At 64.4% G+C, this 14,902-nt stretch carries 12 protein-coding genes; 4 read left to right on the top strand and 8 right to left on the bottom strand.

The features are described 5' to 3' along the window. Positions 1-11: 11 nt before the first annotated feature. From MRBLMU1_RS17970 to MRBLMU1_RS17935, 8 genes are all read right to left on the bottom strand, one after another. A complete protein-coding gene (locus MRBLMU1_RS17970) occupies positions 12-704 on the bottom strand; it encodes a hypothetical protein (RefSeq protein ID WP_363503808.1) in 693 nt (230 codons plus the stop codon). Next, positions 701-2,308 (bottom strand): hypothetical protein, encoded by a 1,608-nt coding sequence (locus MRBLMU1_RS17965; RefSeq protein WP_363503806.1) that lies wholly within the window; start codon positions 2,306-2,308, stop codon positions 701-703. Before MRBLMU1_RS17965 ends, MRBLMU1_RS17970 begins: the two co-directional genes overlap by 4 nt. A gap of 7 nt (positions 2,309-2,315) precedes the next feature. Next, entirely contained in the window at positions 2,316-3,518 is a 1,203-nt protein-coding gene (locus tag MRBLMU1_RS17960; protein WP_363503804.1) for a type II secretion system F family protein, read from the bottom strand. After that, positions 3,518-5,236 (bottom strand): GspE/PulE family protein, encoded by a 1,719-nt coding sequence (locus tag MRBLMU1_RS17955; RefSeq protein ID WP_363503802.1) that lies wholly within the window; start codon positions 5,234-5,236, stop codon positions 3,518-3,520. Before MRBLMU1_RS17955 ends, MRBLMU1_RS17960 begins: the two co-directional genes overlap by 1 nt. 34 nt (positions 5,237-5,270) lie before the next feature. Beyond that, positions 5,271-6,920 (bottom strand): tetratricopeptide repeat protein, encoded by a 1,650-nt coding sequence (locus tag MRBLMU1_RS17950; RefSeq protein WP_363503800.1) that lies wholly within the window; start codon positions 6,918-6,920, stop codon positions 5,271-5,273. Further along, positions 6,917-8,791, bottom strand: coding sequence for a pilus (MSHA type) biogenesis protein MshL (gene mshL / locus MRBLMU1_RS17945; RefSeq protein WP_363503798.1), 1,875 nt, complete (start codon positions 8,789-8,791; stop codon positions 6,917-6,919). The genes MRBLMU1_RS17950 and mshL overlap by 4 nt, the downstream gene beginning before the upstream one ends. 61 nt (positions 8,792-8,852) lie before the next feature. Then, on the bottom strand, positions 8,853-9,791 hold the full coding sequence (locus MRBLMU1_RS17940; RefSeq protein ID WP_363503796.1) for an ExeA family protein: 939 nt from the start codon (positions 9,789-9,791) through the stop codon (positions 8,853-8,855). 5 nt (positions 9,792-9,796) lie between these two features. After that, complete coding sequence (locus tag MRBLMU1_RS17935; protein ID WP_363503794.1) at positions 9,797-10,513, bottom strand: ABC transporter ATP-binding protein; 717 nt, start codon at positions 10,511-10,513, stop codon at positions 9,797-9,799. 262 nt (positions 10,514-10,775) lie between these two features. On the opposite strand from MRBLMU1_RS17935, the gene MRBLMU1_RS17930 reads away from it, so the two are divergent. Genes MRBLMU1_RS17930 through MRBLMU1_RS17915 form a run of 4 tightly spaced genes read left to right on the top strand, consistent with a single transcriptional unit; the run spans position 10,776 to position 14,835 of the window. After that, complete coding sequence (locus MRBLMU1_RS17930; RefSeq protein WP_363503792.1) at positions 10,776-12,482, top strand: GspE/PulE family protein; 1,707 nt, start codon at positions 10,776-10,778, stop codon at positions 12,480-12,482. Between the two features lies 1 nt (position 12,483). Continuing rightward, entirely contained in the window at positions 12,484-13,713 is a 1,230-nt protein-coding gene (locus MRBLMU1_RS17925) for a type II secretion system F family protein (protein WP_363503790.1), read from the top strand. Positions 13,714-13,754: 41 nt separating this feature from the next. Continuing rightward, a complete protein-coding gene (locus tag MRBLMU1_RS17920; protein ID WP_363503788.1) occupies positions 13,755-14,252 on the top strand; it encodes a type II secretion system protein in 498 nt (165 codons plus the stop codon). 52 nt (positions 14,253-14,304) lie between these two features. After that, entirely contained in the window at positions 14,305-14,835 is a 531-nt protein-coding gene (locus MRBLMU1_RS17915) for a type II secretion system protein (RefSeq protein WP_363503786.1), read from the top strand. The last annotated feature ends 67 nt before the right edge of the window (positions 14,836-14,902 follow it).

Raw genomic sequence — 14,902 nt, 5'->3', positions numbered from 1 at the left:
CTCCGAGGCCTTCATGCCTTGCCTTTCTTCCGCTCAGCCACCGGAGCCACCTTCGGCGCCGGCGCCATGGTAATCCAGTTCAGCGTACAATCCGCGCCCAAGGTCGGCCCCGCCGCGGCCCCAGCCGCCCCGGCCACCACCCCCAGCCGCTTGATCGAACAATCCTGCACCGCAAAGAAACTCCGCTCGCGCAAATCCCCCAGGAAATCGAACAAATCCATCTCGTGCAACAACTCCATATGCAATCGCATACGGCTGCCCTGCAACTGATACTCGCCCAGATCGAGCGCCGACTCCAGCCGCACCGGCTGCTGCGGATCGATCTCATAACTGAGCGGCAGCAACTTGCGCTGCTCCTGCGTCTGCCGGATCGCATCGACCCACTCCAGCCGCTTCTCCTCGCCGATCAGCCCGCGCTCGCGCAACTCGATATAGCGCTGCTGGAAGTTGCGGATATCGCGTTTCTCATTGTCCACATGCGCATAGCGCGAATAAGCGGCGTCGCGCACGCGCTGCACCCGTTGCAGCTCGGCGTCGGCGTCCTGCTGGCGCCAGCCGGTGACGAGCACGCAGGTCATGCCGATGGTCACGGCGGCGACGGCGGTCAGCACCGCCGTGCGGATCAGGCCGAACTCGTTGATCCAATAGGGCAGCGCGACACTGGCGCGCGCCGGCTTTTTGCCGGTGACGGGATTGGTGCTCATGGCTGCCACACAAGGTTCAGGGAGAATTTGGCGCGCGTCTCGACCGCCTGCACGCCGGCCTTGCCGTTGAGCTTGACGGAGGAGCGCGTATCGAGCGGCGGCTTGTCGACCTCGACGATCAGGCGCGGATGGGCGGCCAGTTGCTGCGCGAACAGGTTCATCGTATTGACGGCGTTGCGGTAGTCGTCCTGGTCGGTCATGATTTCCGCCTCCAGCAGCAGCGCCTGCGGCGGCCTCCCCGGTATGCCGGCCAGCAGCGACGACATCGGCGCCACCTGGCCGGCGCCGCTCATATCGGCCGCGCCGGCCTGGACGCCCGCCGGGCCGCCGCTCTGGCCCATGACTTGCGTGGCCGGCAGATTGACCTTCCAGTCCAGCTGCAACAGCCGGATCTGCGGCGATTGTTCGAGCGCCTCGCTGAGGATGCCCATCAATTGTTGCGGTCCGGGCCCCTGGGTCACCAGCATGCGCTCGACATTGACGGCCGCCCGCATATTGGCGGTGGTGGTCACGCGCGGCGGCATCGCGGCCATGACTGCGCTGTAGCGCTGGTCGTACGAGGTCGCCTCGGCGGCCAGCCGCGCGGTGTCGCTGCGCGCCTCGCTCAGTTGCCACAGGTTGATCCCGGCCAGCACCGCGCAGCCCGCCGCCAGCATGCCGCTGAACAGATACAGGTTGACGCGCGCGCGCCACAGCTTGAAGTAGCGTTGCAACGGCCCCAAGGTGTAGTGGCTGGCCGGACGCGTGCGCGCCAGGAAGGCCAGCATCAGCGGATCGGTCAGCCGTCCGGCCAGGTCGGCCACGTCGCCGTCGCCGGTCTTGATGCCGAGCCGGTCGGTCACGCCCTCCAGCGGGATGAAGCGGAACGCCGTCTCGGCGCCTTCCTCGCATTGCGCCTCCAGCGCCGGAATGGCGGCGGCGGGGGCGATCACCGCCGTTTCCAGCACATTGCCGCGCGCCATCAGCCGCACGCTGGTCAGGAATTGCTGGGTCTTGCCTGTCTCGGTGCCGATGTTGACGGCGTCGCCGTCGCGGTCGATGGCCAGCGTGAGGCGCGAGAATTTGAGCTGGCCGTTCTGGAAGTAGCTCTGGCGCCAGCCGGCCGACTGCTGCGTCACCAGCAGCAGGTGCTCGTCGCGCATGGCCAGCTTGCGCACCAATGCCTCGCTGAGCAGGGTGGTCGAGTACAGGCCGGCCAGCGGAATTTTGAGTTGCTCGAGCGCCTCGGCCCACGGCTGCACCGATGACGGATTGGTCAGCGCCGACAGCAGCACGATATCGTCGCGGCGGCCCAGCGCCTCCCGGCCCTGCACCTCGTGGTGGCGGAACGGCGTCTCGCGGTATTGCTGCAGCAGGCGCCGCTGCATCAGCTTGGCGCCGGCGCGGCCGCCCACGTGGGGCACGTGGACGCGCTGGAAATCTTCCTCGATCAGGTCGGCCAGCAGGTAGACCGGCGCGTGCTTGCCGTGGTCGATGTAGTCCATGAAATCGTCGACGCCGGCGCGGTCGTTGTTGAAGCGGACGCCGCCCGTCAAGCGTCCGTTGCGCCACTGGTAGGCGTGCAGTTGTTCGCTGCTGAGATAGAGTAGGTGTTTGCTCGTCACGGCAGCCTCAGGTTCTGATCTTGCTGATCGTGTCGTAAATCGGGCCCATCACCGACAGCATGATCCAGCCGACCATCACGCCGAGGATCACGGTCATGGCCGGCTCTATCATCGCTTGCACCTTCTCGATCATCTCCTTGACTTCGCGGTTGTAGAAGTAGCTGACGTTGCGCAGCGCGCCGTCGAGGGCGCCGGTGGTCTCGCCCACCTTGAGCATGCGGATCACCAGCGGCGGGAAGATGCCGGTGTTCTGGAACGCCGCCGTGATGCCCTGGCCCTCGGAGATCAACTGTCCGGCGCGGCGCAGGCCGGCCGCGATGACGCGGTTGCCGACGATGCCCTCCGACAGGCGGATGCATTCGAGGATGGTGATGCCCGAGCCGTACATCATCGCGAAGAAAGTGGCGAAGCGGGCCAGGATGATCTTGTGCAGCACCGGCCCGATCATCCAGATGCGCAGCTTGAAGCCGTCGGCGGCGTAGCGCGCCTGCTCGCTGCGCGCCAGCCAGGCGCGGCCGACGAAGAAGGCGATCAGCGGCACCGCCACCAGCACGTACCAGTAGTTGATGAAGATGTTGGAGACGAAAATCAGCGCCTTGGTGTGCAGCGGCAGCGTGTTGCCCATGTTTTTGACGAAGGACGTCAGTTGCGGCACCAGGTAGATCATCAGGAAGAAGGTGACGGCGGTGACGAACACGCCGACGGCGGCCGGGTACATGACGATTTTCTTGGTTTGCGACGCCAGTTCGTCCTGCCATTTCAGGCTTTCCGACAGGTTCTTGAAGACTTCGGCCAGCTTGCCGCTCTGTTCGCCGGCGGTGATCAGGCTGGTGAAGGTCAGGTCGAACACCTCTGGATACGCCGCCAGCGCGGCCGACAGTTGCTGGCCGCCTTCGATGTTCTCGATCAGGCCGGTGATCATCTCGCGGAAGCGCGGGTGGTCGATGCTTTCGCGCAGGTCGTTCAAGCCTTCGAGGATGGGCACGCCCGCGCCGGTCAGCTGCTCCATGTGGAAGCAGAAGTTGATCAGGTCGCGGCGGGTGATGACGCGTTTCAACGCCACGACCTTGGCGCGTGAGACACGGCAGTCGATCAGGTCCAGGCCCATGCGGTGCAGGCGCAGCTCCAGGTCCGGCTCGTTGGCGGCGTCCATGTTGCCGGGCGAGATCTGGCCGCCGGCGTCCATCGCGCGGTAGAAGTATTGGGGCATCAGCTGGCCAGCCTTTCGGTCAGCCGCTCTGTCAAGTCAACCACACGTCCCACTTCTTCCAATGTGGTCACGCCTTCGAGCACGCGGCGCACGCCGTCGTCGATCAGGCTGTGGAAGCCGCTGTTGGCGGCCGCCGTCTTGAGTTCGCGCGACGAGGCGCGGCGCGCCACCATCTCGTCGAGGGCCGGCGTCATCTTCAGCAGTTCGATGATGGCGATGCGGCCCTTGTAGCCCTGGTGCGCGCAATGGTCGCAGCCGACCGCGCGGTACAGGGTTTGTGGGCCGGCCGTCTCCGGCAGGCCCAGCAGGCGGCGCTCGACGTCGTCGGCGATGTGCGGCTCGCGGCACGCCGTGCACAGCTTGCGCACCAGCCGCTGGGCGATGATGCCGATGATGTTGCCGGCCATGATGTCGGGCACGACGCCGATGTCGAGCAGGCGCGGGATCGAGCCGATCGCCGAGTTGGTGTGCAGGGTCGAATACACCTGGTGGCCGGTCATGGCGGCCGAGAAGGCCATCTCGGCGGTTTCCTTGTCGCGGATCTCGCCGACCAGGATGATGTCCGGGTCCTGCCGCATCATCGAGCGGATGCCCTCGGCAAAGCCCATCTTGGCCGATTCGTTGACCGACGTCTGGCGGATCATGTTCATCGGGTATTCGACCGGGTCCTCCAGCGTCATGATGTTGACGCTCTCGGTGTTGATGTGGTTCAGGATCGAATACAGGGTGGTGGTCTTGCCCGAGCCGGTCGGGCCGGTCACCAGGATCACGCCGTCGGGGCGGGCGATCATCAGCTTCAGCAGGCTCAGTTCGGCCTCGCCCAGGCCCAGGCCGTCGAGCGGCACCAGGCCCTTTTGGCGGTCGAGCACGCGCAGCACGAAGTTCTCGCCATGCGTGGTCGGCTGCGCCGAGGCGCGGAAATCGATCTGCCGGCCGGAGAACTTGATCGAGATGCGGCCGTCCTGCGGCGCGCGCGTCTCGGCGATGTTCATGTTCGACATGACTTTAAGCCGCACGGCCATCGCCGGCCAGTACGACTTGTGCAGGCTGCGGATCTGGCGCAGGATGCCGTCGATGCGGTAGCGGATGCGCAGGAACGATTGCTCCGGCTCGAAGTGGATGTCGGAGGCGCTGTTTTGCACGGCATCGGCCAGGATGGCGTCCATCAGCCGCACCATCGGCTGGCTGTACTCGTCGGACGTGGTGCCCAGGCTTGCATAGTTGACTTCGCCCGTTTCGATCTCGTGCAGGATGCCGTCGATCGACAGCTCGAAGCCGTAGTACTGGTCGATGGCGCGCTGGATGTCCGATTCGTTGACCAGTAGCGGGCTGATGGTGATGCCCTTGACCAGCATCGCGCTGATCTGGTCGAGCGCGACGATGTTGCTGGTGTCGGACATGGCCAGGATCAGGTTGTCGGTCTGGCGCTCGTAGACGATGGGGAACACGCGGTAGCGCTTGGCCACTTCCTTGGGGATCAGCTTGAGCGCGATGGCGTCGACCACCAGGCTGGTGAGGTCGGCGCTTTGCTGGTTCAGGTTTTCCGACAGCGCCATGCGCACCGTGGCCTCGGTGACGAAGCCCAGCGTGATCAACAGTTTTCCCAGCGGCTCGTTGCTGCGTTTTTGCTCGATCAGCGCGATGCGCAGCTGGTCTTCGCTGATGACGCCTTTCTGGATCAGCAGTTTGCCGAGCGGGAGTTTTGCTTGTTCTGCCATCGATAGTGGTTGGTGATGTTCTTATTGCACAGTCTTATTGCGCCGCGCCCAGCTCGTGCATGCGGATGCGCAGCGCGTTGCGGTCGAACGCGGCCGCCTTGTCCTGCGACAGCACCAGCGCGCGCTGATAGTAGGTCAGCGCGAGCCGGCCCTGGTTCAGGCGGTCCAGGCCGATGGCCAGGTTGTAGGCGTAGTCCGGATTGTCGGGCGAGGCGCTGTAGGCGCGGAAGAAGGTTTGCTGGGCGTCGGACCAGCGGTTCTGCTGCGCGTACAGGTTGCCCAGCGCGAACAGCGCCGGACCGGCTTCCGGATTGGTGGCCAGGATGGCCTTGAGGCGGCCTTCGCTTTGAGCCGTGTCGCCCGAGCGCATGCCCACCAGGCCGGCGACGGCGGTGGAGTCGTTCGGATCGAGTTCGAGCATGCGCAGGTAATAGGACGCCGCCTGTGCGCCCTGGTTCTGGCGGGTATGCACCATCGCCAGGCCCAGCAGCGCGTCGCGGCTGGTCGGTTCCTGGCGCAGCGCGGACTCGTATTGTTTCTGCGCGTTGGGCAGGTCGCCATTGGTGAACGATTGGTAGGCGGTTTCCACCGCCGGCGCGATCTTGGCCGGCTGCACGGCGCGGGCGACGCGGATCTCGGCGTTGTTGTCGGGCGCGGCGACCGGCGGCAGTCTTTCCACGCGTGGCGCGGAGCCGGCGAGCTGGCTTTGAATCGCCTGCTGGGCGGCGGCCAGTTCCTGCTCGGTGCGGGCCAGGCGGCGTTCCAGGTCGTCGCGGCCGCCACGGTTGACGGAAGGCGCGAGCATGGCGCTGCCGCTGGCGTCGACCGCCATCGGGTCGACGAAGCCGCCGGGCGTGCCGGCGGCGGGCTGGCCGTTTTGGGCGGCCGGGGTGCCCGGCGCGGCGCCGATCACCTGCACCGGCGTGGCGCCGGTGGCGCCCGGCGGCGGCATCGGTACCGGCGGCAGGCGCGAGCCGGCGCCCGGCGCGACCACCGCCTGCCAGTAGTAATAGCCGAAGCCGGCGACGATCAGCGCCAGGATCGAGAGCAGGCCGATCAGGCGCAGGCGTTCCGGGTCCATGCCGACCGGCTCGTTCGTCGCGGCGGCCGCCGCGCGGGCGCGGGCGGCGCCGCGCGGCTTGCCGGCGGTTTTGTCGCCGGCCTGCGGTTTGGCAGCCGCTGATGCTTTGGCGCCAGCCGTCGGTTTGGCGGCGCCGCCCGCGTTGGCGCCGTGGGTGTTCTGGGCGTTGTTCTGCGCAGCAGTGGCGGCTGCCGCGCTGGTTGTCGATGCCGGGGCAGGCTGCGGCGCTTGCGGCTGCGCGCGCTGCGGCGGAGCCGAGGCCGGCGTGGGGGCCACCGGCGCGGACGGATCGGGCCTCAGGTCGAACGTCAGACCGGCGTCCAGATGGTCGCTGGGCGGCGGCAACGGACTTGGCGACGGGCGCGGCGTCAGGCTGGCGGCCGGCGCTTCGGGCGCCAGCGGTTCCAGGCTGAATTCTGCCATCGGCTCAAGGTCCAGGCTAAGCTCGCGCTTGGCGGGCGGTACGGCGGCTTGCGGCGCCGGCTCGGGCGTGAGCGCCAGCACCGCGTCGAATTCCTCCGACGGCCGGTCCGACTCGTCCTCGACCGCCGAGCTTTGTTTGGCGCGCTCGGCCTTCTTCAGCGCCTGCATCAGTAAGCTCATGATCCGTTCCCGTTGGTAGTGGGGGCAGGGGGCGCTTGCGGGACGGGGTAGGGCTGGGTGTCCGGCTTTTCGCCCGGCAGCAGGTAGCGGTAATCCTTGTAGTCGCCGTTGACGCTGGCGTCCTTGACCACGATGGGCCGCATGAAGATCACCAGCTCGGTCTTGCTGCTTTTCTCGTTACGGTACGAGAAAAGATCGCCGATGACCGGCACGCTGCCGAGCAGCGGAATGGCGTCCTTGGCGTTGTCGACCGAATCCTGCATCAGGCCGCCCATGACGGCGATCTGGCCGCTCGGAATCTTCATCAGCGATTCCAGCTCGCGCGCCTGGATCACCGGCACGGCGCTGGTGACCTTGGCGTCGGCCAGGGCCGGATTCGGGTCGTTGACGGTGCCGACGATGCGGGTGATGGTCGGACGGACGTTGATGGTGACGTCGTCGTTGTCGGCGATCTGCGGCGTCACGCTCATGACGAAGCCGACCGGCACCGTCTCCAGCTTGGACTCGTAGGTGGCCGGCGAGGTCGGCGTGCCATTGATGCCCAGCACGGCCGGCGTGACCTTGATCGAGAAGAAGACGTTATTGTCGACGACCTTGAGCAGCGCCGTCTGGTTGTTCATGACGCTGATTTTCGGGCTGGACAGCACTTTGACCTTACCGAAGGACTCCAGCAGTTCCAGCGTGGCGGCGATGTTGCCCAGGCGGCTGGTCGGGTTGGTGTAGTTCAGCAGGAAAATGCCGGGGCTGGTGCCGGGATTGACGGCGCTCGGCAGGATCGTGGCGCCGACTTGCCCCTGGCGCATCTGCAGGCCGGAGTTGGACAGGCTTGACCAGTTGATGCCCTGCTGGTAGTTGTTGTTGAGGCGGACCTCAATCACGGTCGCCTCGATCAGCACCTGGCGCTTGGCCGCACCCAGCACGATATCGACGAATTCGCGGATCTTCTCGTGCTGGCGGCTGGTCGCGCGCACGGCGATCAGGCCACCCTCGGCGTTGACGATGACGGAGTTGGGGCGGTTGGCATTGTTGCGCGACTGGCCGAAGGCGCCGGTGTCGAACGCCGCGGGCGCCTGCTGGGCTTGGCCGGCTTGGCCGCCGCCCTGCTGATTTTGCTGGGCGTTTTGCTGAACGCCGGCCAGCGGATCGACCGGGTTGTCGTTCAGATTGGACGAGCGCAGCATGTCGCGGATGTTCTTTTCCAGCGTGAACCAGAAATTGTTGTCGGAACGGTTGTTGACCACGGTCGTTGAATTGTTGCTGCCGTTGCTGGTCGCGTTGTTGCTGTTCGACGATTGGTTGTTGCTGCCGGTATTGCTGGTGCCGCTGCCCGACGCGGTCGCGCCGACCGGATTGGAGGCGCCGCCGCCGCCACCGCCGGTGGTGGAAATCTGCGTTGCGATGTTGACGCTGCTGCTGGTGCTGCGCGCGATGTTGACGTAGTCGATCTTGTAGTTGCGCCATTCCGGCGTGTCCGGTAGCACCGTCAAGGTTCCGTTATTTATTTCATAACGCATGTCGACCTGGCGCTGGATGCGGCTCAGCAGCTGGGGCAGGGTCTGGTCCAGCGCGTTGAGCGTGACCATGCCCTCGATGCTCGGATGGACATCGACATTCAGGCCGGCGTCGCGCGCCAGCGCGAACAGCAGCGACTGCACCGGCACCTTGTGCACGGTGACGCTGTAGGTCTCGACCTTGGCGGTCGGCTTGGGCGGCGGCAGCACCGCGCTTTGCCGCACCGGCTCGGGGATCGACCCGCCCGGACGCGGTGCTTCGCTGACGTGGGTGGGCGAGGTCGGCAGGCTGCGCGTGGCGCAGGCGCCAAGTAACACACTGCAAGCCACGGGGACGATGGTCAAGGCTAGTTTATTCATTGTTTCTCCGGCCCAGGGGGAACGCAGGATGTTGTGCATATGCAATATAGCTAGCATGATCTTACAAATTCGGTGCCACCGCAAGGACGCTCAACCATATTGCTCCAATTAAAAGCCCCAGCAAACCTCCGATTGCAACAGTGCGGACAAAGAAGCGACGCGGGCGCCGATTTAACAATGTGGCCGCGCGGCCATGCCCGAACGGCGATTCGCGGATCGCCGCGCGCACATGGCGCTTGTCAACCACCTCGGCGTCGTCGGCGAAAGCGGCCAGCAGCGCCTTGTCGGCCAGGATATTGATGCGGCGGACGATGCCCTCCGAGCTGACACCGATCATTTTGGCGGCGGCAGGGCTGAACACGGCCGGGCCGTCGTGGCCGGCCGCGCGCAGGCGGAAGTCGAGGAACTCGGCCACCAGGGCGGGCTCCATGGCCGGCACGTGGAAGCTGTGGGTGATGCGCTCGCGCAGCTGGCGCATGTTCGGCAGCTCCAGGTGCTGGTCCAGCTCCGGCTGGCCGAACAGCACGATCTGCAGCAGTTTGCTGCGCGCCGTTTCCAGATTGGTCAACAGGCGGATCGCCTCCAGCGTCTCGAGCGGCATCGCCTGCGCCTCCTCGACCAGCAGCACGACCTGCTGGCCCTGGCTGTGGCGTCCGATCAAATGGGCGTGCAGGCCGCGCTGTACCTCGTCGACGCGGAAGCCGCGCGTCGGCAGGCCGAGTTCGGCTGCGATCGCGAACTGGACTTCGACCGGGTTCAAATTCGGGTTGACCAGATAGATGACCTCGATATGTGGCGGCAGCTGGCTCTCCAGCATGCGGCACAACATGGTCTTGCCCGCGCCGACTTCGCCGGTCACCTTGATGATGCCTTCGCCGTGGCAGACCGCATACAGCAACGCTTCGAGGATCTCGCCGCGCGTATTGCCGGAGTAGAAAAAGGCCGGATTCGGCGTGATGCCGAACGGCGATTCGCGCAGTTGGAAATGGGACTGGTACATGCTGCTCACGCGATGCAGGCCAGGAACGCTTGTTCCAGGCTGTCGGCGCCGTATTGGTCGCGGCATTCGGCCGGCGTGCCGGCGAAGCGGATCCGGCCGTCGTGCAGGATGGCCATGCGGTCGCACAGCTCGTCCACGTCGGCCAGCGCGTGCGAGGTCAGGAACAGGGTGCTGCCGGCGCGGTGCAGGCTGCGCAGTTGTTCTTTCAATAGCGCGCGCGCTTTCGGGTCGAGGCCGCTCATCGGCTCGTCCAATATATATACGGGCTTGCGCGCGAGCAGGCAGGCGGCCAAGCCAAGCTTTTGCGTCATGCCTTTGGAATAGCCGCGTACCGTGCGCTTGAGCGCGTCGAGGTCCAGGTCGAGCGCGTGCATCATTTTGGCGACCTCGCCGGCGTCGTAGCGCAGGCCTTGCAGGGTGAGCAGGTAGCGGATGAAATCGGCGCCGGTCAGGTAATACGGCGGCGTGAAGCGTTCCGGCAGAAAGCCCAGCGGCTGGCGGCTGGCGGGGCGGTGGTGCGGCTGGCCGAAGATGTCGATGGCGCCGCCGTCGAGCGCGCAAAAATCAAGCACGCATTTGATCAGGCTGGTCTTGCCGGCGCCGTTGACGCCGACCAGGCCGAAGCATTCACCCGCATGCAGTTCGAGATTCACGCCCCGCAGCACGCTGGTTTGGCCATAGCGTTGAACGACTTGTTGCAAGCGCAGGGCGGGTACGGTCATGAAAGGGAATAGTGGCCACAGGAAACGAACCACAACTGTAGCGCATTCGTGCGAAGAAAGCGACATCCTGTGCAGATAGGCGAGCTTGGCATTGGGGAAGTGGGGTAATCTGCACTAGAATGGCCGCAAGTTGTCGTGTGGCATCATGAGTGACCCCCAACCCCAAGCCACCCCGGGGTCGTACCCCATGGGGTACGACCCCACGTCAATGGGGTGCGGGGTTGAGCGGTCTAAATCGGTTTTTGGTAATTAGGGAGCAAGCATGGCAAGGCCGGAGAAAGTCAGGCTGGGGGAAATTCTCGTACAGCAAAAGCTGCTGTCGGAAGAACAACTGGGGCTGGCGCTGGCCGAGCAAAAGCGCAGCGGGCGCAAGCTCGGCCGCGTGTTCATCGAGAACGGCTACGTCACCGAGGAGCAGATCGCCGGCGCGCTGGCGCGCCAGCTCAACATCCCGTACCTGAACCTGAAGTTCTTCAACGTCAATCCCGAGATCGTCCGCATGCTGCCGGAGACGCAGGCCCGCCGCTTCCGCGCGCTGGTGCTGGAGGACCGGCGCGGCGTGCTGCTGGTCGGCATGTCCGATCCGACCGATCTGTTCGCGTACGACGAGATCGCCCGCATCGTCAAACAAAACATCGAGCTCGCGGTCGTCAACGAGACCGAGGTGCTGGGCGTCATCGACCGCATCTACCGCCGCACCGAGGATATCTCGGACCTGGCGCGCGAGCTGGAGCAGGATCTGGGCGACGTCTCGGTCGACTTCGGCGCGCTGGCGGCCGCTAATCCGAACCTGGAAGAGGCGCCCATCGTCAAGTTGCTGCAGTCGGTGTTCGACGACGCCGCCCAGGTGCGCGCCTCCGACATCCACATCGAACCGCAGGAAGGGCGGCTGCAGATCCGCTTCCGCATCGACGGCGTGCTGCACTTGCAGACCGAGACCGATATCAAGATCGCCCCCTCGCTGGCGCTGCGCCTGAAGCTGATGTCCGACCTCGATATTTCCGAGAAACGGCTGCCGCAGGACGGCCGCTTCGCCGTGCGCGTGCGCAACCAGCGTATCGACGTGCGTATCTCGACCATGCCGACCCAGTACGGCGAATCGGTCGTCATGCGTCTGCTGAGCCAGGGCGGCGCGCAGCTGCGGCTGGACGCCATCGGCATGCCGCGCGGCCTGGTGGAGAAATTCCGCGCCATCATCCAGCGTCCGAACGGCCTGGTGCTGGTGACCGGGCCGACCGGTAGCGGCAAGACCACCACCTTGTATTGCGCGCTGTCGGAACTCAACTCGGTCGAGAAGAAACTGATCACCGTCGAGGACCCGGTCGAATACCGGCTGGCCGGCATCAACCAGGTTCAAGTCAACGACAAGATCGACCTGAACTTCGCGCGCGTGCTGCGCTCGGCGCTGCGGCAGGACCCGGACATCGTGCTCGTCGGCGAGATGCGCGACCAGGAAACCGCGCAAATCGGCCTGCGCGCCGCAATGACCGGTCACTTGGTGTTGTCGACTTTGCACACCAACGACGCGATGAGCACGCCGCTGCGGCTGATGGACATGGGCGTGCCGCGTTACATGGTCGGCAGTTCGTTGCAGGCGGTGCTGGCGCAGCGGCTGGTGCGCCTGATCTGCGAAAGCTGCACCACGCCGTACGAGCCGACGCCCACCGAGCGCGAGTGGCTGAGCATGGAACTGAACGACAAAGTCGACAAGGCGCGCTATTTCCACGGCAAGGGCTGTTCGCATTGCAACGGCATGGGCTATCGCGGCCGTACCGGCGTCTACGAGTTGCTGGAGATGACGCGGGCGGTGGTCGACGCCGCCAACGATCCCGATCCGGCCCACTTCCTGAAGGTGGCGGCGACGCAGATGGCCGGCGAAACCTTGCGCCGCCACGCGGTGCAGCTGGTGGTGCAGGGCCGCACGACGGTGTCGGAAGCGATGCGCATCAGTAACCAGACCGAGGATTGACGTGCCGTTCTTCGCCTATAAAGCCCGCAACGCGCGCGGCGAACTGATGCAAGGCGTGCTGGAGGGCCCGGACAGTGGCGCCGTCGCCGATCAACTGTTCAATACGGGCGTGACGCCGATCGAGATCACCGTCACGCAAAAAGCCGTCGCCGCCAATGGCGAGAGCTGGCTGTCGCGGCTGCTGGAGAAGAAGGTCACGTCGATGGACGTGCAATTGTTCAGCCGCCAGTTGTATACCTTGCTCAAGTCCGGCGTACCGATCATGCGCGGGCTGGCGGGCTTGCAGGAGTCGGCGGTCAGCAAGTCGTTCGGCAAGGTCATCAAGGATTTGCGCGAGTCGCTCGACTCGGGCCGCGAACTGTCGGCCGCCATGCGCCGCCATCCGGATGTGTTTTCGCCGTTTTACCTGTCGATGGTGCGGGTGGGGGAGATGACCGGGCGACTGGAGGAGGTGTTCCTGCGCTTGTTCGATCACCTTGAATTCGACCGCGATATGCGCGAGCGCGTCAAGACGGCGACCCGTTATCCTAGTTTTGTCGTCATGGCCATGGTGGCGGCGATGGTGGTCGTCAATATGTTTGTGATACCGGCGTTTGTTGGCGTGTTCAAGTCGCTGCATGCCGAGTTGCCGTTGATGACCAGGATACTGATCGGGACCTCCAACTTTACCGTGCGTTACTGGCCGGTGATGGCCGTGGCGGCGGTCGTCGGCGTATGGGGTTTCCGCGCCTGGGTCGGCACGCAGCGCGGCTTATACCAGTGGGACAAGTTCAAGCTGAAGATTCCTGTCGCCGGCAAGATCATCCTGAAAGCGACGATGGCGCGCTTCGCCCGCAGCTTCGCGCTCTCCAACCGCAGCGGCGTGCCGATTGTGCAAGGGTTGACGGTGGTGTCGCAGACAGTGGACAACGCCTACCTGTGCGCCCGCGTCGAGCAGATGCGCGACGGCGTCGAGCGCGGCGACAGCATCCTGCGGACGGCCGCGGCGGCCGGCGTGTTCACGCCGGTGGTGCTGCAAATGATCGCGGTGGGCGAGGAGAGCGGTTCGATCGACGATTTGATGGACGAGATCGCGCAGATGTACGAACGCGAGGTTGATTACGAGCTCAAGACGCTGTCGGCGCAGATCGAGCCGATCCTGATTGTCTTCCTGGGCATCATGGTTTTGGTGCTGGCGCTGGGCATCTTCCTGCCGATTTGGGATCTGGGCAAAGCCGCCTTGCATAAGTGATGCCAAAAACGAGGGATCCGCTGAATTTCTTGACAACATTTGTGACGCAGAAACAACGCGGCGCCAGTTTGCTGGAATTCGCCTTGGTTATCGTAATCGTGGGCATATTGACCACGGTTTTGCTGCAACGGATTTGGCATTACCAGCGCGAGGCGGACGAGGCGGCAATGTGGATGACGGTGGCGAGCTTGCGCACCGCCTTAGAAATTAAGGTTGAGCACGGGAAATTGCCCAGTGGAACGATAGATTTAACGATTTTGGCCGAACAAAATCCGTTTGATTGGTTGAAAGATAAGCCCGCCAATTACGCCGGCGAGTACTTTTCCCCTAGCGATGCCGATATCGGCGAGGGGAATTGGGCGTTTGATCGAAGTGATAAATCGGTGGTTTATTTGTTAAATATCAGTAGTCCGTTTTTAGATGCCCCAACGAAACGTTTGAAATTCAAGGTAAAATTACTTCGCTTGCCCCATCGCCCCGCCAAGCCGTCAGGCGCACCAGAACCTCTCGGTGTGGCCTTTGAGCAAGTGAAAGACTGACGCAATTCGCGCTGTCTTTCTTCAACTTAATGGACGACTTGGAGAAGTGAAAATGAACAAGGCAGCGATGAGCGCATTCCGTAAACCAGCAGCCCAGTCGGGCTTCACGCTGATCGAACTGATCGTCGTGATTGTTATCCTTGGCATTCTGGCGGCGACCGCGTTGCCACGGTTCACGAATTTGACTGGTGATGCCCGTGCCGCTTCCATAGCGGCTGCGCGCGGAGCTATGTCTTCCGGAGCGTCGCTGGCTCATGGCCAGTTCTTGATCAATCCTGCGTCAGTCGTCAATGGGATCATGTCGATGGAGGGTGCTGACGTGGCTATGGTTAACGGCTACCCGGCTGCAACATCTATCGCCGTCGCTGCGGGCCTGAGCAATTCGGACTATACGATTCTTCCCGCCGGCACCGCCAGCACCGACAACAACCCTACGGTGCCGGCGAATAGTGTTGCGATCATACCTAATAGCGTGGCTAACACCCCAACGGGCGCGACCTGCTTTGTAATTTACACGCAGTCTACTGGCGTCAACGTAGCACCGGCCCTCACCAACGCCCCTACTGTCGCGAACTGTCAGTAAGCGTATCGCCCCGGCCCGGTGTTGCCTTGATTCGCCATCACGCTCAGCGGCGCCTGGCTGGCGCCGC

The organism is Burkholderia sp. LMU1-1-1.1, from assembly GCF_040675865.1.
In the GTDB taxonomy this organism is placed as follows: domain Bacteria; phylum Pseudomonadota; class Gammaproteobacteria; order Burkholderiales; family Burkholderiaceae_D; genus Rugamonas.
The sequence above is the reverse complement of the archived record's forward strand: the minus strand, read 5'-3'. Positions and strand labels throughout refer to the sequence as shown.